The organism is Thermoanaerobacter brockii subsp. finnii Ako-1 (assembly GCF_000175295.2).
In the GTDB taxonomy this organism is placed as follows: Bacteria; Bacillota; Thermoanaerobacteria; order Thermoanaerobacterales; family Thermoanaerobacteraceae; genus Thermoanaerobacter; species Thermoanaerobacter pseudethanolicus.
The window spans coordinates 459,238-483,767 of record NC_014964.1 but is presented as its reverse complement, the minus strand read 5'-3'; the positions used below and the strand labels follow the sequence as shown (position 1 = coordinate 483,767).

General features: G+C 35.0%; 28 protein-coding genes and 1 pseudogene. 2 read left to right on the top strand and 27 right to left on the bottom strand.

The genetic code is table 11. The features are described from left to right. Positions 1-5: 5 nt before the first annotated feature. The 4 genes from buk to THEBR_RS02365 form a co-directional block, all read right to left on the bottom strand. On the bottom strand, positions 6-1,070 hold the full coding sequence (buk, locus tag THEBR_RS02380) for a butyrate kinase (protein ID WP_208853767.1): 1,065 nt from the start codon (positions 1,068-1,070) through the stop codon (positions 6-8). A 201-nt stretch (positions 1,071-1,271) separates the two neighbouring features. Next, a complete protein-coding gene (locus tag THEBR_RS02375) occupies positions 1,272-2,462 on the bottom strand; it encodes a CdaR family protein (RefSeq protein ID WP_003867441.1) in 1,191 nt (396 codons plus the stop codon). Continuing rightward, positions 2,452-3,285: a diadenylate cyclase CdaA gene (cdaA, locus tag THEBR_RS02370; protein WP_003867440.1), complete on the bottom strand. Its 834-nt coding sequence runs from the start codon at positions 3,283-3,285 to the stop codon at positions 2,452-2,454. Before cdaA ends, THEBR_RS02375 begins: the two co-directional genes overlap by 11 nt. Positions 3,286-3,558: 273 nt before the next feature. Continuing rightward, on the bottom strand, positions 3,559-4,797 hold the full coding sequence (locus THEBR_RS02365; protein ID WP_172632708.1) for an IS110 family RNA-guided transposase: 1,239 nt from the start codon (positions 4,795-4,797) through the stop codon (positions 3,559-3,561). A 501-nt stretch (positions 4,798-5,298) separates the two neighbouring features. On the opposite strand from THEBR_RS02365, the gene THEBR_RS02360 reads away from it, so the two are divergent. Then, positions 5,299-5,694: a BON domain-containing protein gene (locus THEBR_RS02360; protein ID WP_012269017.1), complete on the top strand. Its 396-nt coding sequence runs from the start codon at positions 5,299-5,301 to the stop codon at positions 5,692-5,694. Between the two features lie 9 nt (positions 5,695-5,703). On the opposite strand, the gene THEBR_RS02355 is transcribed toward THEBR_RS02360, so the two are convergent. The 8 genes and pseudogenes from THEBR_RS02355 to cwlD form a co-directional block, all read right to left on the bottom strand. Continuing rightward, positions 5,704-6,117 (bottom strand): universal stress protein, encoded by a 414-nt coding sequence (locus THEBR_RS02355; RefSeq protein ID WP_003868505.1) that lies wholly within the window; start codon positions 6,115-6,117, stop codon positions 5,704-5,706. Positions 6,118-6,249: 132 nt separating this feature from the next. Next, positions 6,250-6,762 (bottom strand): DUF58 domain-containing protein, encoded by a 513-nt coding sequence (locus tag THEBR_RS12370; protein ID WP_012269016.1) that lies wholly within the window; start codon positions 6,760-6,762, stop codon positions 6,250-6,252. Beyond that, positions 6,759-7,109, bottom strand: coding sequence for a hypothetical protein (locus THEBR_RS12365; protein WP_012269015.1), 351 nt, complete (start codon positions 7,107-7,109; stop codon positions 6,759-6,761). The genes THEBR_RS12370 and THEBR_RS12365 overlap by 4 nt, the downstream gene beginning before the upstream one ends. After that, positions 7,102-8,046, bottom strand: a complete 945-nt coding sequence (locus THEBR_RS02345; protein WP_012269014.1) for an AAA family ATPase — start codon at positions 8,044-8,046, stop codon at positions 7,102-7,104. Before THEBR_RS02345 ends, THEBR_RS12365 begins: the two co-directional genes overlap by 8 nt. 145 nt (positions 8,047-8,191) lie before the next feature. Next, complete coding sequence (locus THEBR_RS02340) at positions 8,192-9,628, bottom strand: IS200/IS605 family accessory protein TnpB-related protein (protein WP_003868501.1); 1,437 nt, start codon at positions 9,626-9,628, stop codon at positions 8,192-8,194. Further along, a pseudogene (locus THEBR_RS02335) lies at positions 9,609-10,028 on the bottom strand (MerR family DNA-binding transcriptional regulator). Before THEBR_RS02335 ends, THEBR_RS02340 begins: the two are co-directional and overlap by 20 nt. A 64-nt stretch (positions 10,029-10,092) precedes the next feature. After that, positions 10,093-10,725 carry a pyrophosphatase PpaX gene (gene ppaX / locus THEBR_RS02330; protein WP_003868499.1) on the bottom strand — a complete coding sequence of 211 codons (633 nt, stop codon included), beginning with the start codon at positions 10,723-10,725 and terminating at the stop codon, positions 10,093-10,095. Between the two features lie 83 nt (positions 10,726-10,808). Then, entirely contained in the window at positions 10,809-11,489 is a 681-nt protein-coding gene (cwlD, locus tag THEBR_RS02325; RefSeq protein WP_003868498.1) for an N-acetylmuramoyl-L-alanine amidase CwlD, read from the bottom strand. Positions 11,490-11,594: 105 nt separating this feature from the next. Between cwlD and THEBR_RS02320 the strand changes: the two genes are divergently transcribed. Further along, positions 11,595-12,578: a LysM peptidoglycan-binding domain-containing protein gene (locus THEBR_RS02320; protein WP_009052822.1), complete on the top strand. Its 984-nt coding sequence runs from the start codon at positions 11,595-11,597 to the stop codon at positions 12,576-12,578. A 28-nt stretch (positions 12,579-12,606) separates the two neighbouring features. Here the strand turns inward: THEBR_RS02320 and trxB are convergent, their stop codons facing one another. The 15 genes from trxB to THEBR_RS02245 form a co-directional block, all read right to left on the bottom strand. Further along, positions 12,607-13,554: a thioredoxin-disulfide reductase gene (gene trxB, locus THEBR_RS02315; RefSeq protein WP_255345463.1), complete on the bottom strand. Its 948-nt coding sequence runs from the start codon at positions 13,552-13,554 to the stop codon at positions 12,607-12,609. A 56-nt stretch (positions 13,555-13,610) separates the two neighbouring features. Beyond that, a complete protein-coding gene (locus tag THEBR_RS02310; RefSeq protein ID WP_003868495.1) occupies positions 13,611-13,886 on the bottom strand; it encodes a spore coat protein in 276 nt (91 codons plus the stop codon). A 15-nt stretch (positions 13,887-13,901) separates the two neighbouring features. Then, the gene (locus THEBR_RS02305; RefSeq protein ID WP_003868494.1) at positions 13,902-14,084 is read right to left on the bottom strand and encodes a hypothetical protein; all 183 of its coding nucleotides are present in this window, start codon (positions 14,082-14,084) and stop codon (positions 13,902-13,904) included. A 78-nt stretch (positions 14,085-14,162) separates the two neighbouring features. Continuing rightward, a complete protein-coding gene (locus tag THEBR_RS02300) occupies positions 14,163-14,477 on the bottom strand; it encodes a MazG-like family protein (RefSeq protein ID WP_003868493.1) in 315 nt (104 codons plus the stop codon). A gap of 17 nt (positions 14,478-14,494) precedes the next feature. Next, positions 14,495-16,015, bottom strand: a complete 1,521-nt coding sequence (locus THEBR_RS02295; protein WP_009052824.1) for an FAD-dependent thymidylate synthase — start codon at positions 16,013-16,015, stop codon at positions 14,495-14,497. Positions 16,016-16,173: 158 nt separating this feature from the next. Next, positions 16,174-16,836: a transporter associated domain-containing protein gene (locus tag THEBR_RS02290; RefSeq protein WP_009052825.1), complete on the bottom strand. Its 663-nt coding sequence runs from the start codon at positions 16,834-16,836 to the stop codon at positions 16,174-16,176. A gap of 29 nt (positions 16,837-16,865) precedes the next feature. Continuing rightward, positions 16,866-18,545, bottom strand: a complete 1,680-nt coding sequence (locus THEBR_RS02285) for a complex I subunit 5 family protein (protein WP_012269013.1) — start codon at positions 18,543-18,545, stop codon at positions 16,866-16,868. A gap of 14 nt (positions 18,546-18,559) precedes the next feature. Further along, on the bottom strand, positions 18,560-20,020 hold the full coding sequence (locus THEBR_RS02280; protein ID WP_012268645.1) for a complex I subunit 5 family protein: 1,461 nt from the start codon (positions 20,018-20,020) through the stop codon (positions 18,560-18,562). A gap of 8 nt (positions 20,021-20,028) precedes the next feature. Continuing rightward, on the bottom strand, positions 20,029-20,394 hold the full coding sequence (locus tag THEBR_RS02275) for a sodium:proton antiporter (protein WP_009052828.1): 366 nt from the start codon (positions 20,392-20,394) through the stop codon (positions 20,029-20,031). Continuing rightward, the gene (locus THEBR_RS02270; protein ID WP_009052829.1) at positions 20,391-21,116 is read right to left on the bottom strand and encodes an MnhB domain-containing protein; all 726 of its coding nucleotides are present in this window, start codon (positions 21,114-21,116) and stop codon (positions 20,391-20,393) included. Before THEBR_RS02270 ends, THEBR_RS02275 begins: the two co-directional genes overlap by 4 nt. Before the next feature lies 1 nt (position 21,117). After that, the gene (locus tag THEBR_RS02265) at positions 21,118-21,369 is read right to left on the bottom strand and encodes a Na(+)/H(+) antiporter subunit B (RefSeq protein WP_003868485.1); all 252 of its coding nucleotides are present in this window, start codon (positions 21,367-21,369) and stop codon (positions 21,118-21,120) included. 1 nt (position 21,370) lies between these two features. Next, positions 21,371-21,688: a monovalent cation/H(+) antiporter subunit G gene (mnhG, locus tag THEBR_RS02260; protein WP_003868484.1), complete on the bottom strand. Its 318-nt coding sequence runs from the start codon at positions 21,686-21,688 to the stop codon at positions 21,371-21,373. A gap of 1 nt (position 21,689) precedes the next feature. Next, the gene (locus tag THEBR_RS02255) at positions 21,690-21,965 is read right to left on the bottom strand and encodes an MrpF/PhaF family protein (RefSeq protein WP_003868483.1); all 276 of its coding nucleotides are present in this window, start codon (positions 21,963-21,965) and stop codon (positions 21,690-21,692) included. Next, positions 21,946-22,446 carry a Na+/H+ antiporter subunit E gene (locus THEBR_RS02250; protein WP_003868482.1) on the bottom strand — a complete coding sequence of 167 codons (501 nt, stop codon included), beginning with the start codon at positions 22,444-22,446 and terminating at the stop codon, positions 21,946-21,948. Before THEBR_RS02250 ends, THEBR_RS02255 begins: the two co-directional genes overlap by 20 nt. A 402-nt stretch (positions 22,447-22,848) precedes the next feature. Further along, positions 22,849-24,213, bottom strand: a complete 1,365-nt coding sequence (locus THEBR_RS02245) for an alanine/glycine:cation symporter family protein (RefSeq protein WP_012269011.1) — start codon at positions 24,211-24,213, stop codon at positions 22,849-22,851. Positions 24,214-24,530: the final 317 nt, after the last annotated feature.

The following is a 24,530-nucleotide window of genomic DNA, read 5'->3' as shown; positions in this document are numbered from 1 at the left end:
CCTCATCAGCTATAAATCTTGGGCTTTTCAATATTTCTTAAAACCCTTAATGCACCATCTCTTAAGGCTTCCATTTCATCTCCCCCTGGATAAAGAGTTATCGGTGCAATAAAGCTGGTCATATCAATGATTATCTCTATTAGTCGTTTAGAATAAGCAAGTCCACCAGTTAAAATAATTGATTTTACGTCCCCCTTTAATACTGCCGCCATTCTGCCAATTTCCTTTGCAATTTGATAAGCCATAGCTTCAAAAACTAATTTAGCTTTTTTATCACCATTTTGTATGCGTCTTTCTATTTCTTTCGCATCATTTGTCCTAAGATGGGCTACCATTCCACCCATACCTACAACTTTTTTCTTCATCTCATCAAAACTGTATTTACCAGAATAACAAAGGTCAACAACTTTCATCGATGGCAGGCTGCCTGTCCTCTCAGGAGAAAAGGGCCCCATTTGATTTGCATTATTTACATCTACAATTTTTCCTCCCTTTATCGCCGCTACTGAAATACCTCCTCCCATATGAGCAACAACAAGATTTAAATTCTCCTCATTAATGCTATTTTCCCTTGCATATCGATGAACACACGCTTTTATGTTTAAAGCATGAGATTGGCTTTTTCTTGGAAGTTCAGGAAGGCCAGAAATTCTTGCAACATCTTCCATTTCATCAACAGCTACAGGATCTAATGTATAAACGGGAATATTATACTTATCTCCTATAGCTCTTCCAATTAGTCCACCGAGATTTGAAGCATGTTCACCTCCAACTCCCTTTCTCAAATCCTCAAGCATAATATCGTTTACAAGATAAGTACCACTTTGGACCGGCTTTATAAGTCCACCTCTTACCACAATTGCAAATATTTCTTTCAAGTTTATGTTGTTTTGCTCTATCCAATCATTTATAGCATTTAACCTTAAATCAAATTGCTCAATGATACTCTTATATTTTTTAAGCGCTTCAATGTCGTGGGCAATCTCTGTTTTTACAATTTCTCTTTCCTCTTCATACAACGCCACTTTAGTAGAAGTAGAACCCGGATTGATAACTAAAACTTTCAACAGGTTCACCTGCCCCTTCTTAATACATAATATGATGTTCTATTACAATTTTTGAGTGTTATTAAAAATTTTTTAACCTTACAATATTTTAATTCTACATATTTGTCAAAAATCCTTCTTTTAATTTAAAATTTTTTTATAAGGATTTTATATTTTGTGGAATTGATAGATTTTTAGCAAAATTAATAGGCAGGAAGTACCCGCCTATTGAATATTAACAGTTACTTTGTCAGGTTTAATTCTAATTATTTGCAAGTTCAAGTCAGTACTTATATTTACAGCTAAAGAATGAATACCTGTTGGCAGATTTGTTACGTCTATATATGCGGTAAAATCGGAAGCTTTCGCTCCATTAACTACATTTTCTGGGCCAGATACAGTAATGAGTAGTTCTGGATTTTGAATTACAACATTTTTGTTGTCTGCTCCTTTTATATCTATATTGTTTATTGTAATCTCTTTAGTCGATATTTTTTGTATATCCACATATACTTTTGCATTAATATCGCTTTTAACAAGTTTCACACCATCTGGCAAGTCAAGAGGTACACTTTCAGTAACAGGTTCATTTTTCCCAGAAATATCAATTTGCTTAGTGCTTATAGATTTTATCGTATTTAGGATAGTCGCATCACCAGTAATATACACGTACTCTGGCAGTACATTTACAGATGATATCATATATCCTTCCATTGGTTTTCCAAATATTTTAGGAACTACAGGCACACGAATAGATTTATTTACGGGAATATACACTTCAACAAGATTAGGAGTAATAGTAACGCCTTTTATTTCTTTTCCTTCTCTGTCAACAGCAACCACTGGAACAGAGATTTTTATATCTTCTTTTTTATAAGAAACATTGACCCCAGCTATCACATTTTTTATAAGATTAATTTTACTTTCTGGCCCAATCACTAATACCTCTCCCGGCGTGGAGACAGCAGGTTGCATAGCATAGCCATCCATCACATTGCCAATTATTTTTACAGTAACTGGCATTTGCGTTTTTGCAATTTTATCTATTTCTACTTTTATTTCTGGCGGATTTATTGAAACTAATGAGACATTTCTAGGTAATCCTTCTACTGTAACAGGAATAACATTTGTCCCCTTAGAATTTACTCTGCTTAAATCTGCAAAAACTGATATATTCTGAGCTGCTATATTTAAAACATCACTGCGTCTTCCTCTTACTTTTACATTCACCGTATAATTTTTTTCATCTAAAACAATAAGCCCTTTTTTCTCTAAAGTATCGCTATTAATCAATTTGACAGGCACATCGTTTATTTCATAAGGAATTTCTGGATTCTCTTCTCCCATTACATAAAGCCATAGCAGAAAAGCCAACACCAGTGACAGCAATTTAATTGTAAAATCTTTAGTCAGCATGTTTGTTCCCCCATTTTTTCCATACAGGCTTCTTGTTTTCTTTTACTTCAAAGATGCTGGACAATACCTCTTTCAAAGTCTTTGCATCTAGATGCCTTGAAAGCCTGCCATTTTGTGCAAGAGATATAGTGCCTGTCTCTTCAGAAACAATTATCGCTACCGCATCAGATATTTCAGTGACACCTATTCCCGCTCTATGGCGTGTTCCTAATTCACTACTTAGATTTTGGTTGTCTGTTAAAGGCAAAAAACAACCTGCCGCCATAATCCTATCTCCACGAATTATGACAGCTCCATCATGAAGAGGCGTGTTAGGTATAAAGGTATTTATTAAAAGCTCACTGGAAATTTTAGAATCCATGGCTATGCCAGTTTCAATAAGCTCATTAAGGCCTGTCTCCCTTTCTAAAACAATTAAAGCTCCTATTTTTGAGCGAGACAAAAATTGCACTGCATCGCATATCTCTCCCAAAACCTCAGACATATCTTTTTCCTCTTCATTAAAAAAGAAGAAATTCTTGCCTAAGAAGCCACTCCTACCTAAAGACTCTAATCCACGCCTTAACTCCGGTTGAAAAACAATTAAAAGCGCAATAACTCCTACAGTCATAGCATTTCGCAATATATAATTGACTGTCCTAATTTGTAGCCATTCGCTCACTTTGGTAATTACAATTAACACAGCAAGCCCTTTAAGCAACTGCTCTACTCGTGTTTTGTGTATTACCAAAATTAAGCGGTACAGGACATAAGCTATTATTAAAATATCTATTACATCGTTAATTCGCATTGTTTTTATGATATCTATAAGTCCATTAAACAAAAAATTCACCTCTCAAGGCTTTGTGGTAAATTGTGTGTACATATTAATTATACAACAAATTTGAATAAAAAATAATTTAAACTGAATTAAATTTTAATTAAAGTGGAAAAATTATTTTAGCAAAAAATAAGTATTTCGGTAATATGTCAAGAGGGTGGTAAAAAAAATTCAAAAAAAATTTAATAAAATAACCTAAAAAAGGGTATAGCAAAGCTAACCATCACGCAATAAGCTAATGGAAATTAATGTAAAATATGGTTATGGGGTAATATGTTAACTTATACAATCATCTCCTTTCATTATTGGGGATTTATAAAGTTTTTCTTCGCGCAGCAGAGCGAAGACTAACCTTACAGTTTTACGTGCAGTCAATACAAGAGCACGTTTATGCTTGTGAGTTTTGCTTTCTTTAAATTTGCGGGCATAGTATTGTGAGAACTCAGGTAAATACTTCCTGAGCTGGTCAGCTGCTTGAATAAAATAATATCTGAGATACTCATTACCAGTACGCTTGAGATATGTGTCCTCCGCTTTAAAATCAGCAGACTGGTACTCTGACCAATAAAGGCCGGAAAACTTTGCAAGGGCATTATCATTATCAAACCTTGAAATTCCGCCTATCTCAGATATTAAGCCGGCTGCGATGGTTGGGCCAATACCTTTTACTGATGTAAGACAAAGAAATTCATTGTTAAATCCTTTTACCTCATTAATAATGGCTTTTTCTACAGCTTTCTTCTGCTTTTCAAGGGACTGTAGATTGTCAAAGCAAGACTTGATAACAAAGTTTAAAGAATCATCTACAGTAGCATTAATTCTATAAGACTTGCGAACAGCCTCTTGAAGCAATTTAGCTGTAGCTTCTGGATCATCAAAGCGATCTTTACTCTTATCAACCAAAAAGCCGGCAAGTTCATCAAGCGGTCGAGCCGCAATATCATCAAGGGTGAAAAACTCATTAAATATTTCAGTAGCAGTTGCTCCAAAATTATTACTAAAGACTTTATTTTGGCACAAACCGCTAAACTTAAGGAACAAATTGCTGAGTAAATAATTTTTTTCTCTAACAATACTATTAACAATGTGAAAGCGATGGCGAGTAAGCCTCTGGAGAGCAAGATATCTAAAATCTACAGAACAAGATTTAGGGAGTCTACCGAATCTCAGTTTTTCGGCAATAGCAAAGGCATCAATCCAGTCATTTTTAGGTAAATTGCCGAGAGACTTTTTAAAAGCATTAATAATATTTGCATTAAAAGTAGTAATAGAAGGTTGATAAGGCTTAAGAGCAGAATGATCAGCCAAATAATACTGGAGGTGCCAGCCATAGACTGAGGTAGATTCCAAACCAATAAAGACCTTTTGAATATTGTATTTATTACAACACTCCAAGATACGTGATACTATAACATCACAACCATGAGGGTTATTTTCTACAGAAAAACGGGAGGAAGCATCATTACCCTCCTGGTCGAGAATATGAACCTTGACATCATTCAGGCTTACATCCATACCAACAAAAAGCTTATTCAAGATTGTTACACCTCCTTTCAAAAGTGATAAAGTAAGTAAAAGTTAATTTGAGATAACCCTAGCAACCAGATTATGTAGCAACCTCGCAATTAGCTCTTAATATATAAGCCTGAATCCTCTGCTGCCAGGGGCTTATATATGACAAAGCAGATTTCGCGTAAGAAAAGGCAAATCTGGTGTAGGGACCACACTTAAAAGAGCGGTCAAGCCGCATGGAGGACGAAAGCCTGTCCCACATTAACTTTACAGTATAATAATGCTACAAGTTATCTCAAAAGTAAATAATAAGGCCGAAAAAAGATGAGACGGCCGCGCCATGAATCCTGCATATTGCGCAATATTACGGATTCATGGCAATAGATAAGATTTTAGACAAGATGAGAATATTAAAGATTTCCAGTTATAAATGCACTTTATTAAATTTTTAAGAAGTGAGACAAATTTATTGTCTTTAAAATTAATTATACGAGGAGGATGAAAATGAATAAAGATAAAATTATAGAAAAAAATATAAGGGAAAAATTAGAAAAGGAAATGGTGTCTTACGGGGTAGATATAAATGTTCGGTGTATCAATGGACATGTAACTTTGTACGGAATAGTAGATAACTTATCCGAAAAAAATCACGCTCAAAAAATAGCAGAAAGCGTGGAAGGTGTAGAAAAAGATGTGTCTCTTGTAAATTTAGTAGTACAAAAGCTGTCTCGTTATGATTTGAGTTTACCTGATTTAGTTATTACAGCAAACAATGGGACAGTAACATTAAGTGGATATGTAAATAATTTAAAAGAAAAAGAATTAGCCAATGAAGCAGCTCAAAGCGTAAATGGGGTAAAAAAAGTAATAAATCATATAAAAATTAGAGAGAAGTCATAGAAGGATATGTTATTCTATGACTTCTACTCTTATATCATTCTTTTCTACTTCTTTTTTCAATGGATTTATCACATCTCCATGAAGTATAACATCCAGAGCAGACCTTAAAGACTTGCCTACTATTATCTCAGTTATATTATTTTCTTTTGCGAATTCTGCCAGCGTTTTTGAGATTTTTTTACCCACCAAAATAGAAACTCTGCCACCCATTTTTTGCGCTAAATCAAAGAGCTCTAGCAATACTTTGTTTTGTTTTAAATCATTAGAGATATCGTTGTTTTTGTTAACGTATACAACACAGAACTCACCATTAGTTTCTTTCGCTCTTTCAGCACCTCTTTCCACAAGCCTGCGGCAGCTTTTCTGCGGGGTCACGCATACCATGATCCTGCTCTTCACGCCAGGCTCGTAACTTAAAACCATTTTAATAAACCCCTTTCAGGTGCATACTTTCCCTTCCAATATTATTATATGTGAATTCTTTACTTTATGTCAAATTTATTAATAAGCCTTATATTCTTTTTAGATGTAACTGGCTTCTTTTCTTTAACCCTTTTATAAATTCTTTATTCTTCCACTGCTACCTACCGTACCAGTATTGTAATCTATAACACTTACAGGGATGTCATGCAAAAGGCAAAATTTCGCTATAGATAACATGCACTCCGCACAATTTTCATCCATTATTCCTTGGGTATCCATAGCAAAATGGTTTTTATTTAAATCCCACAAAATATAAACTTCACTCATCGCGGATACTTGAAATTCTTTCACGTAGAATTCTCTTTTCTTTGCTGATACCTTCCAATGAATCCTTTTAATACTGTCACCATAATTGTACTTTCTTAATTGTGATATATTAGTATAATCTTCAAAAGCTTTATTTTCCGCCTCTATATTCCCTAATTGTTGTCTTGCCTTCAATTCCACATTTATATTATGAATCCTTGGTAGCACTACAAATTTTAATTTAAAATCATATTTTTTTACTACATTAAAAATTCCAAAAGGATCTTTTATTTCTACTTCAAAAGGTCCAAGAAAATATATTCCTCTTTTTGAAATCACAAATTTTTTTGTACTTTTTTATTTTTAAAAGGCATAAGATACCATTCTTCTGATTTAAATTTAGCATTTAGAGGAGAATAGTCAATAATTTTAAGATTAAAAACAGGAAGAAAACTGTTGTTTATCAAAGTTATTTCATAGGCTATCTCTTCTCCAACAGTAATTTCATCTTTGTGAGATATAACATAGATATCTATAGAATTTTTTATATGCCTTATATACAGGTAATTCAAAAGGATAAAAAATGCAAATTCATAGACAAGCAAATAAAGTATTTTCCCGCCGGTAAAAATGGCAAAAGCAAAAGAAACTATGAGTAGCAATAAAAGAAAAATTTTATTACGCATATCTTTTTATCACCGGCACCTTTGTGGTATCTACAATATTTTTAATAAACATTTTCTCGTCCAATCCTTCAAATCTTTCTTCATTTTTTAAAATGATTCTATGAGATAACACAGGTACCGCTAATTCTTTTACATCATCTGGTAAAACATAATTTCTTCCTTCGCAAAAGGCCTTTGCCTGAGCAGCTCTCATTAAATTTACAGTAGCTCTTGGACTTGCACCTAACCTTATTGCTTTGCTTTTTCTGGTATTAGCAACTAATGTGACAATATAATTTCTGACCAAGTCATCTACATAGACAGACTTTACCTTCATTTGCATTTCCTTTATGTCTTCAGCATCGGCTACTGGAGAAAGAGACTCTAAAGGGTCCTCTTTCTCAAAATTTTTTAAAATCCTCATTTCTTGATATTCATCGGGATAACCTATCTCTATTTTTATCATAAATCTGTCCAATTGAGCTTCTGGCAATCTAAAAGTCCCTTCATATTCAATTGGATTTTGGGTAGCCAATACCATAAAAGGCTTAGGTAAAGAATAAGTAACCCCATCAACAGTTATTTGTCTTTCTTCCATTGCCTCTAAGAGGCTAGATTGAGTCTTAGGAGAAGTTCTGTTGATTTCATCAGCTAAAACTATCTGACTCATTATAGGACCTGCTTTAAATTCAAATTCATTCTTTAATTGATTGTAAATAGTTATGACTATAACATCTGAAGGCAAAAGGTCCGGTGTGAATTGTATTCGTTTAAATTTAAGATTTACTGATTTAGCTAAAGCCTTAACTAAAGAAGTCTTTCCTACACCAGGAACATCCTCAATTAGGACGTGACCTTCAGCCAATAAAGCTATTACCACAAGTTCAATAACTTTTCTCTTCCCTATTATTACTCTTTCTATATTCTCTATAATTTTTTCTACAGCAATATTATCCATTTTTACCTGGTTACCCAAACTGTACAAAACTGCACAGTTTAGATAGCTGGGGTATTTGTAGTCCGCCCTTCAGACTTTCCCAGCCCCAGCAGGCGGTATTTGGGAAAGCCATAGCCCCTGCCCCAAGAAGCAGGGACTCACGCCCTTACGGGTCTCCCCATTTGCCCTGGATTAATAATTCCCTCAGGGCAGAGAAGTCTCTTGGTACCTTCTCAGGAGAGAGTGGCGTTACCACCGCTACCTTGAGAACTTGCCAGAAATTATAGGCACTAAAACTTGTTCCATTCAGAGGTTCTAGCACCCTTCCTGGCTTACTCTCAAGGCTTTGTAAAAATTTTATTGCCTTATCTATTTCCTTTAAATGCTTTTTATTTATATGCTTGTTTCTAACTGTTTTCTTTACATGCTCTTTTAATTCTTCTAATTCATCTACAGTCAATGCATTAAGAAACTTCATATAATTATTTGGCATTTTCTCTTCTTTACCCAATCCTCTTCTTGCTATTACGTAGGCTGCCGCTATATCTTTTGTTATCATATACTGCGGAGAATATTTTAACATTCCTATTATTGATGTATAAGAAGGATTGACTTCTATTACTTCTATCCCTTCTCTTTTTGCTAGTGTTTTTATTTTTGAAAGAAGTGCTCTATAACTAAAGTTATGTCTTATTCTTCTTGATTTTCTCCCTGAAAAGTCTCCTCTTTTACCTTTGTTTTTTATGTCTAATCCCTCAATTACAATTGCTTTTCCTTTTTCTTTTGCTATATTTACTATCTCATGAGCATACTGCCATCTGAAATATTCTTTTTTGTCTTTACTGCCACTTGCAAGCTCTGTCATTGGCATATTCCCATAGCTTATTAGATTCCCTTTTTCATCTGTTTCTGCCCATGATATGTTGTCCGGATATGCATTTACATCTATCCCTATGACTCCTTTTTCTTTTGTTATTTTTATCTCTGGATATTCTTTTTCAATAGCAAAATAGGCATATATATTGCCATTTTTGAGTTTTACTTCTACAGAGTAGGGTATGTTTGATTGGGCAATTTCCTGCAGGAGTTTTCCTCTGCTTTTATTCTTTTTATAACCTGCTTCTATTCTGGCGTATAAGTATTTTCTTTCCCCTACATTTATCCTTAAGAAAGTGCCATTTTCTTTTACTTCTATTCTTGTGTTGAGATTCCCCTTTTTGCTTTTATCTCCTCTTGAATAAAGGTTTCCTTTTCTTCTTTCTTGCCACTTTGTTTTTAGTTTTTTATATTCTTTCCCATTTATATGGCGCTTTTGAAGTTTTTTAAATAAATCTTTCCCTCCAAAAATTACTTTCTTTGGATTATTCCCTAATTCTTTAGAGGATTCTAATGTGCTTCTTGCTTTCATTATTGCATCATCTACGTATCTTGAGTTTAAGTTAAAAATCCCTTGAAGCTCTCTTTTTAGTGTGTTTCTATCATAACCTTCTAAGAGTCTCTTGTATGCAAATCTCATACAGGAAGACCATCTTCTCATTAAATCCAGCACTATTTGTTTGTCATCTTGACTTAAAAAAATAAGTTTAGCCTGTATTACTATCATGTTTTTTACCACCTCTTTTGTCCATAAATTCTTGCTGCAAATGAGGTGACTATTGCTATTAAGTCTTCTGCTAGTTCTTTATTTCATTTACTTCACTTGCTATTTCGGATATGACTTCATACTGACATCCTTGGGAATTAGCATACTCTTCAAGCCTTCTAATTTGATTCTTAAGATATTCTTCTTGTTTCTTTGTGGACACTCTTGCATACAAAACTACTTTAGGTTTTGGTTTTTCTTCCAGCATGCCTAATAACTTCTCTATATCTTTTTTGTACCTTCTTCTTCCTTTTGCTGTTCTAACTGGGGTTATTAATCCTTCCTTTTCCCAGTTTATTAATGTAATTCTGCTTATATCATATAGCTCTTTAACTTTTTTATAGTTAATAACATTTGTCATCATCTAATTGAAATTACATCATTTTTTACTATTAATTTCAACTGTTTTTACCTCCACCATATATTCAAATTATTTTTAGAATTTCCAACATATCATTTATGACATAATCCGGTTTTGCTTCCTCTAAAAGATTAAAGGGCAAGATTGTCCATTTAACAGCCACACTTTTTACCCCAGCATTAGAAGCACATAATATGTCATAAGGACTGTCTCCCACCATTAAAGTCTCTTCTTTATTAGCATTGAGTAGTTCCAAAGCTTTTAAAATTGGCTCCGGATTTGGCTTATGTTTTTCAGTGTCTTCTAATGCTACAATTACCTTAAAATACTTTTCCAAGTCAAAAAGCCTTAATCCCCTTATAGCCAATTCTCTCCTTTTAGATGTAACTATACCCATTTTTATACCTTTTTTATGCATAAATTCAAGGGCTTCTTTTACATCTTTTCTTATTTTGGTATATTTATCATGATTAAACTCATTGTATTGTCTATAAGTATCCAGCATTAATTCCCATTTATCTTGGCTAAATCTTTTTAAAGTTATTGGAAGGGGTTCTCCAAAGTAAGGAGTAACGTCTTCCGGTTTTACGGTATATCCTAAATGCCGTTCTATTGTGTATTTAAAAGACTCAATAATAAGTTCATTGGTATCAATAATCGTTCCATCTAAATCGAAAAGTACTGTTTTTATCCCCATATTATCTCCCTTCATAAATTCTCTTCTTCTTTTAGTATACAAAAAAAATCACTTCATAACAAGACATGAAGTGAAAAATTTTTCTATTCTGAAACTTTTTGAAAATAATGTATTAAACCTTTATATATTGCCCAAGCAATTTTATATTGATAATTTTCGTCATTTAAAAGTTTTTCTTCTTCAGGATTTGACATAAAGCCACATTCCACAATAACTGCCGGCATTTTAGCGTTTCGCAAAAGGTAATAACTATTAGAACTTTTAGCCATCCTGTCGTTATTCGGATCTAACGTATTTCTTAACTCTTGTTGAATAAGTTCTGCTAATAGTTTACCTTTTTCAGAATTGTTTTGATAAAATACCTGTGCCCCTTTGTATTTAGATTGACTAAAGCTATTTAAATGAATACTAATTAAAACATCTGCTATTACTTCATTTGCTTTTACCACTCTATTTTTTAAATCCTTTGAAAGAGAGCTATCTGACAAAGTGTCGTCTTCCCTTGTCATCACTACAATCCCACCACTTTCTTCAATAAGTTCTCTTAATTTTTGAGCAATCTCAAGATTTAACTCATCCTCATCTTTTCCATATTTTCCAGGTTTCCCAGGGTCCGGTCCTCCATGTCCCGCATCTATGACAATAACTTTATTCATTATTGGAACAGTTTTAAAAGCAGCTATATAATACCCTTTTTTAAAACTATATAACCCTACTATTAAACTTACAATTAGTAAAAACATCATCCACCTTTTAAATACCATGTCCCCATCCCCTTATCTTTTAGTAAAAATTATTCATCTAAAAAAGTTTATATGTCACTTAATAATAAAATCCACATATTATGATTAAAGGAAGGGGGTAAAAATATGGTCACTTTAGAATTCACATACGTAGTACAACCAGGAGACACGATATTTTCAATTGCTAAAAAATTTAACACCTCAGTTGACGCTATAATCACAAGAAACAACATTATAAATCCATCTTTAATATATCCTGGACAAAGGCTTGTCATTCCAGTACAAGGAAGTTATTATACTGTCCAACCTGGAGATACTCTATATCTTATTGCTCAAAAATTTAATGTTCCTTACGAAGCTATCATTTATACAAATAATCTCACATACCCTTATACAATATATCCGGGTCAAAAGCTATTCATCCCTGGAGCAAAAATAATCGCACCACAACCACCACTACCTTCACCACCTCCCGCACAAAAGCCTTGTCCAACTTATTACACAGTACAGCCAGGAGATACTTTATGGACTATAGCACAAAAATTTGGAGTATCATTGGAGGAGCTAATTAAAGCAAACTATTTAATAAATCCAAATATGATATACCCTGGGCAAACATTAATAATTCCTTGTCCCACATCGCCACCCATTGAATATCCCACACTAAAGATTGGAGATAAAGGACCCTTTGTAGTAAATCTCCAAGCAAGACTAAAATCTTTGGGCTTTGACCCTGGTCCTATTGATGGTATCTTTGGAAGAAAAACAGAAGAAGCCGTAAAAGCGTATCAGCAAAGCAGAGGACTTCCAGTAACAGGAATTGTCGATAATGTGACATGGAATGCACTCTTGTTTGGAACTCCTCCTGTTACTACCCCTACACCACCAGGAAAAGTTTATATAGTAAAACCTGGTGACACTTTATGGAATATAGCAAAAACTTTCAATACAACAGTAGACGTTATATTAAAGGCAAATCCAGATATTAAAGACCCTAATTTGATTTATCCCGGTCAGAGAATTATAATTCCTACATCTTCACAAGAAATAGTCTATAACCAAGAAGTACAAGAAATAAATGCAGAACAAGAACAAGAGCAAGAAGAATAAAGTGAAAAATAGTCAGGAAAAATCCTGACTATTTTTTTAGGCTGTCTATATATTTTTCTGCTACATAAGCCGCTATTGCGCCATCTCCAGCAGCCGTTATAACTTGTCTTAAAGATTTATGCCTTATGTCTCCAGCTGCAAAAACTCCAGGTATATTTGTCCTCATATCATCATCTGTCATGATATATCCATATTCATCAAGGTCTACTATGCCTTTCACCAATTCTGTATTAGGAGCATATCCAATAGCTACAAAGACACCATCTACGTTTAGTGTGCTTTCTTCTCCTGTTTTAACATTTTTAAGTTTGAGTCTTTCTACTCCATACTCTCCCTCTACATCAACTACTACAGTATCCCAAATAAACTCAATTTTTTCATTTGCGAAGGCTTTTTCCTGTTCAATCTTTGTAGCTCTAAGTTCATTTCTTCTATGAATTATATAGACTTTTTTTGCAAATTTAGTAAGGTATAACGCGTCTTCTACTGCTGTATTTCCTCCGCCTATAACTGCCACTGTGGCATCTCTGTAAAAAGCTCCGTCACAGGTAGCACAGAAGGAGATACCTGCCCCTATAAATCTATCCTCATTTGGAACACCTAACTTTTTAGGTGTAGCGCCCATCGCTAAAATAATAGCTTTTGCTTCATAAGTTTTATTAGAAGTCTTAACTTTCTTTACATCTCCTGTAATATCTAGACTCTCAACATCTTCATTAACAATCTCAAGGCCGTGTTTTCTCACCTGTGCCTCCATCTTGGCAATAAGGTCAGCACCACTTATCTCTTCATAACCCGGGTAATTTTCTAACTGATAAGTATTTACTATTTGCCCTCCCAGATAAGTTTTTTCAATAAGTACCGTTTTAAGCCTTGACCTTGCAGCATACAATCCAGCAGTAAGTCCCGCAGGACCTCCTCCTAAAATAATTAGATCGTACATAATAAAATCACTCCTCCTTTGAAAATAAAATATAATAATGGAAGTAGTAAAAACACTACTTCCATTATTATATCACAAACTTTTTATATTTACATCATCCCAACTGGTTGTCTAAATTTATTCCTTGCCTCTTGTATATCCTGAGGTGGAGCCGGTTTGACAGGATACCATCCTCTTTGATTTACAGCATTCCAAACTGTCCTTTGGTCTTCTAAAGTAGAATTTAAAAGATTGATATATTCTCTTCTTATGCTTTCATTTGCAGACTCAACTGCTGCATGACTGAACATTTCTATTGCCAATTTATAACTGCCCAGTACATTCATCATAATATCCTTGTCACTAATTTGCGTATTTCCATACATATTTTTACACTCCTTCTAACTTAAATGTTTTAGCAGAGAATTGAAATTGTTTTGACATCTATCCGCAAGATTTTGGCATAAAGCTTTAAGCTGTGGGTCTTGACATCTTGAAGCATAATCGTTTAAAGTTTTTGTCATATTTTGCTGTAATGATAAAATATCATCCAAATAAAGTAACTCTTTGGTTGAAAGTTGCATATTTATCCTCCCTTCTTAGATTTCAATTTTAATATGTGCACAAAAACAAAAAATATGCAGAGTTTTTCTGCATATTTTTTATTTTATATACCCTTTCCTTTTTAATTTTTCGATATGTTCTTTAAGTTTTTCTTCAATATTTATATTATACTTTTCCTCTAATACAAACATCATTGAAACTGCCACTTGAGCAACATCTAAAAGTTCTTCTGAAATTTTTTCCATTATCTCTTTTTCGCTTAAAGTGACATTTTCTCCGTTTAAACCTCTAAATTTTCCTATAGCTTGTGCTAATTCTCCTGCTTCTTCCATTAATTTAAGGGCAGTAGATTCCAGTGATGGTGTCAAATTATTAAGCTTTGGCAAACTTATTTCTTTAAAACTGGTTTTCATGATTTCATCTCCATCTTTTAAGCTTTTTTTCGCCTTGCCATAAAGGTTGTCAACTGGGGAGCTACTTCCTTAATCAAATCAAGCATCTTAAAAGAAACATTCCGTATATCCCACTGAGCTTCATTAGTGCATCTCAAATTTGCAAAATGATCAAAAGCCCATAAATCCGCATTCATAAGAACCAAGCGTTTGTGTGCATTTGTTACCACGTAAGGACTTACTTCAGGCAATTTTTCTTTTAATTCTATAAATAATTCCTCTGAAGCCTTTATTGCTTCTATTAAAATTTCAGAAGCATTCGCTTTTTCAATATTAGGAGGAATAACAAAGCCATTTTCAATTGTCGGTTCACTGTAATCAAAGACAATAGTTCTATGTCTTAAAAGCTGATGCCAATTGGCTTCACTTATCTTCAGTTGAAATTTAAATCTGATCGATTTAAATGCCTCTATTAAATGGTCAAACTCCCCTATATCTTCAACTGCCTGCTGCAGGATTTTACTTTTCTCCTCTTCGGACATATTCTTCACTGTTTTTCTCACTGCTTCAAAATTTTTACCTGAATATGTAAACAAAATATGCATAATTACAATATCTACAGGAGAATATTCGCTATCTTTCCCTGTATAATCTATTAAAATAACATCCTCATTTGAATCTGAAAGCTCATCTTCTTTTACAACACTCGCTAAATTCTTTAATCTATCGTGAACTTTTAATTGATAAACAGTAGGAGCTGTATGTCTTAACATACTCGGTGCAATTTTTTCCCCTTGTTCGACTATTCTTTCAGCTAATAACTTCGCCTCTTTAGTAGGATGTACAAAAAGTTTTCGCACTATATCCTGTAAATCTAGGGCATTTAAAGCCACTGCAAAACTTGTCTTAGTAGCTAAAAGAAGGGCATATCTCGCATCTTCAAAGGCAATCTTACTAATCCTATTGTAAAATCTTTCTTCACTTTCTCCCTCTTTTTTCTCTTCTGCCCTAGCTAAATATTCCGTCAAAACTTCTACAAGTTTTTCATAAGCATCATAGGAGTTGTTCCAGACTTTTAAAAACTTTTCTTTCAAATCGGGCTTTTCTTCTAATTCTTGTGGTATCACTACTTTATCTCTTGTAGGCTTTTGATACCTCTGACTCCACTCTATAAAAGCAGGTCTTCTGTTCATAAGCTCAATATCCCCTGACAAAAGCCTCGACACATCTTCCACACACAGGTGCATTAAATGCTGCTCAGCAATAGAAGAATGTCCAAACCTTTCCACCCACTTTTCGTGAAATTCTTTCGCTTTTTGTATTGCTTTTTCTAAAGGTATGTTGTGTTTGGGTATATAGTCAGTTATGTTTAAATCTCCATCTGTCAAAGACTCAAGTATATTAAGCCTCCAGCTGGTGTCTCTTCTACTCACTTTTGAATTTATAGGCGGTATGATAAATTCTGGAAGTGAATGTATAAAATAAACGGGTCCGTATACATCTGTTACAAAATTCTCTAAAAGCCTCTCCTCTTCAAGAGTCAATTTTCTCATTTTCATGTCAAAAACTCCCTTCAAAATCGTAAAATCATCACTTTTTCCACTTTATATTATTATACCATAAAACCTTTTTTAAAAAGGGAAATAAAATCGGTAAGTATAGAACACTCCCAGTTTATAAATCTGTACAGCCCGCCGGCTTTTCCTAAATTTCATAATCAACAATGCACCTCGTTAGCTTCTTCGCTTCTTTTGACAAAAACCGACCTTACTAGGTTTCCTTCCATAGAATAAATTGAGATTTCTGCATCATTTATTCTAAACACTTGACCAATAGCTATGTTTTTCCCTTCATTGCTGGCCAAAATTGATATAAGTCCTCCTATAGTATTTGCCATATTTTCGGGAATATTTACATTTGCTATCTCATTTACCTCCCATATTGGCATACTTGAACTTACTATAGCGCCTTTTTCTGCATGAAGTCTTTCTGGGGTATATATTTTAATAAGTAAAAATAGACCTCCTAGAGCCACAACACCTATCAAGACATCGAGGGTGGTTTTGGCTTCCATAATAATTTTTCGCGCTATAGCGTAAAGAAGAACTTCTACCACGCTTGAAGGAGTGTGCCTAACTAGCATTATAACCAACTCAAGGCCGATTACGAGTAAAAGTATATGACCTAAAAAGGTCCTCAATATCTCATAAGTTTGCAATGGTGGTTGGCTTATAATAAGGTTTAAATACCTTATAAGGTCCAAAAAGCTAATTGCAACCCCGCTAATTATGAATAAAGCCAGCAATGCTTCCAAAAAAAACACCAGCCTCGCAAAATTTTTGGGCAATCGCCACTTGAACTTTTCCCAAAAGTTTAACATAAGGCTCTAACCTCCTCGTTTTTTCAAACTCAATAAGGCTTTAGGTATAATATTAACAGTAAATACAGCAACGGAATTGAGATGCCAAAAAGCGCAATGCTGAGATCTATACTTATAGGAAGATGAATATACCTTTGGACTAAATTACCAAAATAACCGGTAAGTTTGAAAACTGTATTTCTGTATGAAGGCTGTGGTATTAATACAGGTCTTTTTATGTGACCTTTGAACTTCAAATAAACTATAATACCTGTAATAATATCAAATATCGATGCAATTATTTTAGCTGGAGAATATAGATTAATTTCAACATCGCTAGCCGCAATTGGTAAGAATCCAAGGATGATTGTCATAAAAACCAACAAAAACAGCACGAATATCATTATATTAAACTCTTTTTGATTACTCAATGGATTTTTTACCCTGTGTTTTAAGTAAGACTCATAAAAGCAGAAAAAGATCTTGGTTAGATAAGCCGCCGTCAGAATGCCAGAAAGTCTAAAAATTACCTCCACCCAATGAAAAAACATTCCTTGAGTCGAAAGACATAGAAGTAAATCTTTTGTTAAAATTTTTGCGGTATAACCTATAAATCCCGGGAATCCCGCGAGATTTAGTCCCGCAAGTGCAATTGCTGCCAGCGGGACTAAAGTAAGATTTTTTAGTTGTTTCATTTCATAAGTCTTTAAATATATATACCCAACAGCAAGAAACAATGCTGTTTTAGAAAGACCGTGAGCATATATGTGCAAGTAAGGAGCGACCAAAGAATGTGCCCCTGCTAAAATCGTTGCACTAATACTTACAAAAATATATCCTATCTGGCTTATAGTACCATATGCTAAAAGACGCTTGGGGTAATTGTCACACAGAGCCATAAAACCGCCGTATAATGTTGACAAAATTCCTAAAATTATCAGGACCAGCCCTAAATAATGCGAATTTGTATATCGCAAAATCTGCAGAATGCCAAAGACTCCTGATTTCACAAGTACCCCAGAGAGCAAGGCACTGGCTGGAGCCGGCGCTACTGGATGAGCTCTTGGGAGCCAAAAATGAAAAGGCAGGCAACCTGCTTTAATCCCGAATCCTACAAATAATAATACGAGGGCCAAATACCCCTTTAATCCCCCATGTTCTATGACAAGGTTTAATTTTTCAAACTCAAAAGTTCCAACATTATTGTATATTATCAGTATGGCACCTAGAACTGCAAGACCCCCTACAAATGTGGTAAAGATATATAAATTCCCTGACGATAGGGCTTCAGTTGACTCTTGGTGTATAATTAAGAAATAAGAAAATAAAGCCATTAATTCGAAAAAAAAGTAAAAGGTCAAAAGATCTCCAGCTAAAAAAACAAATATAACCGACCATAACGTTAGCATGAAAAAGCCCCAGAACCTTGCCCTATTTTCCATATGATGAACATAGCCCGTCAGAAAAAGTGCAACTAAACACCAAATAGAGGTGGAAAAAAGCAGGAATATGCGATTTATATCACCTAAAGTAAACCTAATTGAGTGAAAACCTGTGTTTATACTCAAAAAATCTCCTGCTGGAGTAAATGCTGCAAATAATACACAGATGCCACATATCAATGCGACAAAAATCTCCCCCATCTTATCATTTTTTTTACTGGCAGGCCATATTACCAGCGTACCTATAATTGGGAGTACCAATATAAAAAGTAAGCTCAATGAGCTCATTGCTTTCACTCTCCTTAGAACATGTTCTGCAACAAATATTTTAACAAAAATTTAGGATAAATGCCTAAAAACATGATAACAAAAGTAAATATAAGAATGGAAATCAAACTACCGCCCTTTATCTTTTCAAATTCTAACTTTCTTTCAAAGGATTTATCGCCTGTAAAGGCCTTTACTATGATGGGAAAATAATAACTTAATGTCAAAAGGGCAGATAATATTATAAAAATTAATTGTAAAGGCCTTCCCGATTCTATAGCGGCCATAGCCAAGTGCCACTTTGATAAAAATCCCAAGGTAAAAGGCATCCCCACCAAAGACATGGCACATACAGAAAAGCAAAGAGCTGTCAGCGGCAATTTGTCACTGATTTTTTCTAGTCCTTTTATATCTCTTGTGCCAGTGAATTTGACCATCCAGCCTGCAGCTAAAAACAAACCGCTTTTGGCAAGGGCATGGTTTAATACCTGTAACAATGCTCCTTCAAATCCGTACTGATTATTAAAGCCGAGACCTAAAAAAACATAGCCCATTTGAGATACACTTGAATAAGCTAACCTTCTTTTTATATCGTTTTGAAATCCCGCCAAAACAGCCCCAGAAAATACACCAACATTGCCTAATGCTAAAAGGACCTCCAACAAAATTGAAGTGTATGTATACATTAGACCAAAAACATCGTTTAGCAGGCGTATTATGGCGAAAACATAAACTTTTATAACTAATCCGGACAATAGAGCGCTTGATGTTGTAGGGGCGGCAGAGTGGGCATCGGGGAGCCATATGTGCAAAGGAAAGAGAGCAGATTTCAAGCTAAATCCTGATATTATAAGTACTAAAGATCCAGATATAATCTTCGGAAATACATCCTTAGATTCTAGCAAAACAGATTTTAATGTATCGTAGTGTAAATAACCACCTATATTGTATATGAGGATCAGGCCAAGTAATATAGAGGTAGATGCTATAGAGCTCAATATAAAATATTTAAGAGCAGCTTCCACCGCTTTCTTTTCATTTTTTATAGATATAATTCCACAAGCAGCAATTGTTGTAATTTCTACAAAAACATATAAATTAAAGAGGTCCCTGGTAAAGATTATGCCCAGCATAGCGCCAATTAAAATTGAAACTAGCATAAAATAATATGCTGCCTTTTCTTCTCCTATCTCGTACTTAAACGACTCAAAGCTAACAAGAATTAATAAGGCGCAGCTCAAAAAAAGAGTAGCCATAAAGACCGAAAGTTTATCCGCATAAAGTTCTATACCTATCGGAGGGATCCATCCTCCTATCCAGTACCTAATAGGCCCCATCGATTCGACGTAAAAAAATGTTTTACCTGTTAGAAAAAGCAACAAAGAATATAAAGCAAGACTGAATATGTATAGGCTGCGAAATTTTTTCTTTAACAGAGGAGTTAAAAAAGCATGGCTGAAAAGGGATATTATTAATACAATTGGAATGTGATTCATAACCATTTTCACCCGGACTTATAAATATTATCAATATCTATAGAACCGTAAAAATCGTGAATCTTAGTAATGAGCGTAAGAGCATATGCAGTCTTACTAACTGCAATTACGATTCCTGTTAAGACAAAAGCTGTGGTTAATGGGTTTACATAAACTGTAGGCCCTGGTGTTGATGTTGACATAATTGGTACCTTTCCGTCCTTGATATAGCCAGAAGCCACTATAAATAGAAAAACGGAGGTATCCATAATGTTCATACCAATAACTTTTTTGATTAAATTGGGGCTTGCAAGTATTATATAAAACCCTATGCAAAAAAGAACAAACGCCGCTAAATAATAATAATTATTTAAAATTCCATATAATACCTTCACCTTTCGACCTCCTCAAGAGCAATAAAGTAAAAGAGTATATATATAGTTCCAAATACTTTCATGGCCACCGCTGCGTTTAATAAAAAAATTGAACCTCCGCTAAAAACGCTGCCAGCAACCCCCGTTGGAATCCCTGCAATTTTGTTTGAGAGAAATTGATATCCTGCTAAAACCGAGAAAAGGCCTACTGTAATGTACCACAGCATTGAAAGGCTTTCAATCATTGAAGCCCGGTAATAATCAAGAAAATACTCACAATATTTTTTTCCGTAGCTGAGCATTATTAAAATAAAACCAGCTGCAATGACAACCCCTCCGGAGAAAGCTCCTCCAGGTGAAATATGACCATAAAGAGTTATGTAGATACCGTAAACAAATATAAATGGAAATATTAATTTGCTTACGGTTTTAAGATAAGTGCTTTCAGTATGTCTAAAGTAATATTTTTTTTCGTTTTTTAACATCACAGATACCGCCAGCACAGACGTATAAAGCACAGTGGCTTCACCGAGTGTATCAAAACCTCTGTAATCATAAAGGATTGCAGCAATTGAGCTTAAAACCCCAGTATCGTCTAATACATCGTCGACATATTTTTTTACAACATAGTTATTTAGATAAGAAGTATTTTCTCCACTACCGAAAGGTGGTAATTCCGAATTTACAAAAAGCAAAAGTATAAAAAGCGATACAGAAATAATAAAATAAATATATTTTTTCATATCAATCCCACCGACCACCCATTCTCTTAATTGCAATGACGAACAAAATGGTTGTTATCCCAGCTCCAACGGCTGCTTCTGTAATCGCCAGGTCAGGGGCTTTCAATTCGAGCCAAACAATGGCCATCACGAAACTGTAAATTGAAAATATAACTACAGCTGAGATTATTTCTTTTTTAATGTATACTACCAAGGAGCAGAGAATCAATATCACCAGCAGAAGAAGATTAAAAGCTTCCTCCAACCATCGCATTCTACTTTTCTCCTTCCTCGATGACAAATTTCCCCTGAACAGTCGGCAGCTTATTAATGTACGCTGCTTTCGAAACCAAATGTGCAGCTACTGGATTTGCTATCCAAATCAAAACAACTATAAAAAGGAGTTTCAGGGATTCGATAGAAATACCGTACATCATCGTCAGCGAAAGAGCAACAAGGCCTAAACCTAGGGTATCACATATCGTAGCTGCATGAAGCCGGGAATACAAATCGGGAAGGCGTACTACCCCTACTGTTGAAACAACGAAGAAAAATATTCCCATGTAAAAGGTTATATAAGATAATATCACCATATTAATCACCCTGCTTATGATAACCATCAAAAAATTTGGAAACTGCAATAGCTGCGATAAAGTTTATCAAAGCATATACTACAGCTACGTCAAGAAAAACAGGTTTATTCCTAATATAAGATAAAATAAAAATAAGAGCTACCGTCTTTGTATTGACTATATTTGTTATTACGACTTTTTCAAGAACTCCCTTTCTATTTATGCTGGCCAAAATAGATATTATTATTGTAATACATAGGATTATGCCCCCTAGAGTCTTAAGTATTTCCATTTCCATAAAAAACATCCTCCAACTCCAAAATAACTTTTTCCAGGGGCCATTCCAGCATTTCTTCAGCATTTTGGGAATTTAAAGCATGTATTATAAAAGTATCGTTATAAAAATCTATTGTCAATGTGCCCGGAGTCAACGTTATTGTTGTAGCAGCTATAACCCTTCCAAAATTGGTCTTAAATTTTTTCCGAACTTTTATAATCCTCGGTGAAATCTTCATTTCTCTCGACAGGACAATCCTCGTTACCTGAATTCCTGCCATTAAAATATTTTTTATCAAGTTTACTATATAATTAAAGAATGAGAGAAGAAATTTTATAAGATTTATTTCCTTCATCTTTGAAATATAAAAGAATTTTTTATAAACTTCCATTGCAAAAATACTTGCCAAAAACCCTAAAGATAGATTTATGAAATCTGTTTTTCCAGACGAAGCAAACCAAAAAATGAAAAGAACAGTATAAAAATATATGAGATTCGTCATATTATCATTACCTCAAATATAAATTTTATAGCTTAAGAATATTATACCAATAAAAATGGTATCATAAATAAAAGAACATATCAAGTATTTTTAGGTTTTTTATTCAATAAGACCTCTCCTTCTACAACCCCAGGGATGGAAATATATAATTACATATATTTCTTTTAAAATAGCTTCCTTTAGTGATTTGACATTGGCCATTCTCCTCTTTTCCGCTGTCGGAAAAAACGACAAATCCCACAACACTGAACAACAGCACCACCCGTAATGTAAATAATGAAATAATGTATAGAAGCATTATACTCAAATAATTCCAAAAAAACAATACCCGCCTTAGTCCCCTCTCTTAGAAAGAAATTTCAGGGCGGGAAAATAATATCCTTCTTGCTACGTAAAGACGAGTTACGCGCCCTCTTTTTTAAAAAACTCCCTTGTTAATTTAAAGACTGTTCCGCTCAAACCTATAAGACCAATGAGGTTCGGTACCGCCATAAGGCCGTTTAAAGTATCCGCCAGGTCCCACAGTGGTTCAAGTCCACCCACTGCACCTATTACCACAAAAGGTATCCATATAATTCTGTATATAATCTTTACGCCTACGCCGAAAAGGTACTCGGCAGACTTTTCTCCGTAATAGGACCAGCTGAGCAAGGTTGAAAACGCGAAAAGCAGTATACCTATAGCCACTATAATGCCGCCCGGTCCTGGGAGCCCCTTGTTAAACGCTGCGGTGGTCAACGCAGCGCCTGTAAGCTGCTTGCCAGCCGCATCCACCTCGGCCCATACACCAGTGGTGAGTATTGCAAGGGCAGTTAGCGAGCATATAACGATGGTATCCATGAAAACCTCGAAAATTCCCCACAGACCCTGGCGGACCGGATGGTCAGTGGTAGCCGCAGCATGGGCTATGGGAGCGCTACCCAAACCGGCTTCGTTAGAAAAAATACCCCTGGCCACACCATAGCGCATCCCCATCATAACTGTAGCGCCGGCAAATCCACCAGCGGCAGCCGATCCCGTGAAGGCCTGATTTATTATCATACCGATGGCTGAGGGTAGTTTTGATATATTCAATAAAATTATTATTAGAGCTCCAATAATATAAAACGCAGCCATAAAGGGCACCAGTTTTTCAGTAACTGCAGCTAGCCTCTTTAAACCTCCAAGGATTACAAGGGCGGTCAATATTGCAAGGGCTACACCGGTATATAACTTCGGGACCCCGAAAGTCGTTTCAAGAGAAGCAGCTACCGAATTGGCCTGAACCATATTGCCTATACCAAAAGCAGCTAGTGCACCGAACAGGGCAAAAAGCACCGCTAGCCATTTCTGTTTAAGCCCCTTCTCCAGATAATACATAGGCCCACCGGCAAAACTTCCGTCGGGTTTTCTGTCTCTAAAATGAACCGCCAGCACGACTTCACTGAATTTGGTTGCCATGCCGACGAGAGCAGCGATGAGCATCCAAAAAATAGCTCCCGGTCCGCCAAGTGCAATAGCCGTAGCGACACCCGCGATATTGCCGGTTCCAACCGTCGCCGCCAGAGCCGTTGCCAGAGCCTGAAAGGGAGTTATTTCTCCTTCTCCCTTCTGGGACTTTTCAAACATTTTAAACAACGTGTTTTTCATTACATAAGGGAATTTTCTAATCTGTATGAATCCCAGACCTATGGTAAGTATAAGGCCCGTTCCAACGATAAGAATAAGCATAGGTGGACCCCATACTATACCATTGACAGTACTATTGATTTCCAATAATTTGTCCATAATATAACCCCTCTAAACACTCAATTTTTATAAATTTCTTAATTATATACAAAATTTAACCTAATATACCCTCTTTCAAAATACATTCATTAGAGATTACAAAACCCCAAAATCCTCACAAATTAAGGGGTTCTGCTATGTATTTTTAAAGGAATTCCTCCTTTTTGTCGAATTCTTATAATGGAGGAAATCCTTTGAAAACAAAGCTAAACAATTAACGTCCAATTACGATGGACACCCTTGCCTTTGGCTAATGGTTCCCACCGCCATGGCCATAGCGGACTTTCACCGCCTAGCTATCGCCCATGCCGGGCGCA

What these genes read in the sequence shown, in the direction of transcription:
- THEBR_RS02365 (WP_172632708.1), bottom strand. Translation starts at nt 4,797, where the DNA reads ATGGATGTAAGCCTGAATGATGTCAAGGTTCATATTCTCGACCAGGAG.
- mnhG (WP_003868484.1), bottom strand. Translation starts at nt 21,688, where the DNA reads ATGGTGATATTATCTTATATAACCTTTTACATGGGAATATTTTTCTTC.
- THEBR_RS02345 (WP_012269014.1), bottom strand. Translation starts at nt 8,046, where the DNA reads ATGGATAATATTGCTGTAGAAAAAATTATAGAGAATATAGAAAGAGTA.
- THEBR_RS02295 (WP_009052824.1), bottom strand. Translation starts at nt 16,015, where the DNA reads ATGAAAATGAGAAAATTGACTCTTGAAGAGGAGAGGCTTTTAGAGAAT.
- THEBR_RS02355 (WP_003868505.1), bottom strand. Translation starts at nt 6,117, where the DNA reads ATGGTTTTAAGTTACGAGCCTGGCGTGAAGAGCAGGATCATGGTATGC.
- THEBR_RS02360 (WP_012269017.1), top strand. Translation starts at nt 5,299, where the DNA reads ATGAATAAAGATAAAATTATAGAAAAAAATATAAGGGAAAAATTAGAA.
- THEBR_RS02375 (WP_003867441.1), bottom strand. Translation starts at nt 2,462, where the DNA reads ATGCTGACTAAAGATTTTACAATTAAATTGCTGTCACTGGTGTTGGCT.
- THEBR_RS02285 (WP_012269013.1), bottom strand. Translation starts at nt 18,545, where the DNA reads ATGAGCTCATTGAGCTTACTTTTTATATTGGTACTCCCAATTATAGGT.
- THEBR_RS02305 (WP_003868494.1), bottom strand. Translation starts at nt 14,084, where the DNA reads ATGCAACTTTCAACCAAAGAGTTACTTTATTTGGATGATATTTTATCA.
- cwlD (WP_003868498.1), bottom strand. Translation starts at nt 11,489, where the DNA reads ATGGTATTTAAAAGGTGGATGATGTTTTTACTAATTGTAAGTTTAATA.
- THEBR_RS02280 (WP_012268645.1), bottom strand. Translation starts at nt 20,020, where the DNA reads ATGAATCACATTCCAATTGTATTAATAATATCCCTTTTCAGCCATGCT.
- THEBR_RS02340 (WP_003868501.1), bottom strand. Translation starts at nt 9,628, where the DNA reads ATGATAGTAATACAGGCTAAACTTATTTTTTTAAGTCAAGATGACAAA.
- THEBR_RS02310 (WP_003868495.1), bottom strand. Translation starts at nt 13,886, where the DNA reads ATGTATGGAAATACGCAAATTAGTGACAAGGATATTATGATGAATGTA.
- THEBR_RS02255 (WP_003868483.1), bottom strand. Translation starts at nt 21,965, where the DNA reads ATGGAAATGGAAATACTTAAGACTCTAGGGGGCATAATCCTATGTATT.
- THEBR_RS02270 (WP_009052829.1), bottom strand. Translation starts at nt 21,116, where the DNA reads ATGAAAAAATATATTTATTTTATTATTTCTGTATCGCTTTTTATACTT.
- THEBR_RS02265 (WP_003868485.1), bottom strand. Translation starts at nt 21,369, where the DNA reads ATGCGATGGTTGGAGGAAGCTTTTAATCTTCTTCTGCTGGTGATATTG.
- THEBR_RS12365 (WP_012269015.1), bottom strand. Translation starts at nt 7,109, where the DNA reads ATGCGTAATAAAATTTTTCTTTTATTGCTACTCATAGTTTCTTTTGCT.
- ppaX (WP_003868499.1), bottom strand. Translation starts at nt 10,725, where the DNA reads ATGGGGATAAAAACAGTACTTTTCGATTTAGATGGAACGATTATTGAT.
- THEBR_RS02290 (WP_009052825.1), bottom strand. Translation starts at nt 16,836, where the DNA reads ATGTTAAACTTTTGGGAAAAGTTCAAGTGGCGATTGCCCAAAAATTTT.
- THEBR_RS02245 (WP_012269011.1), bottom strand. Translation starts at nt 24,213, where the DNA reads ATGGACAAATTATTGGAAATCAATAGTACTGTCAATGGTATAGTATGG.
- THEBR_RS02300 (WP_003868493.1), bottom strand. Translation starts at nt 14,477, where the DNA reads ATGAAAACCAGTTTTAAAGAAATAAGTTTGCCAAAGCTTAATAATTTG.
- THEBR_RS02320 (WP_009052822.1), top strand. Translation starts at nt 11,595, where the DNA reads ATGGTCACTTTAGAATTCACATACGTAGTACAACCAGGAGACACGATA.
- THEBR_RS02250 (WP_003868482.1), bottom strand. Translation starts at nt 22,446, where the DNA reads ATGACGAATCTCATATATTTTTATACTGTTCTTTTCATTTTTTGGTTT.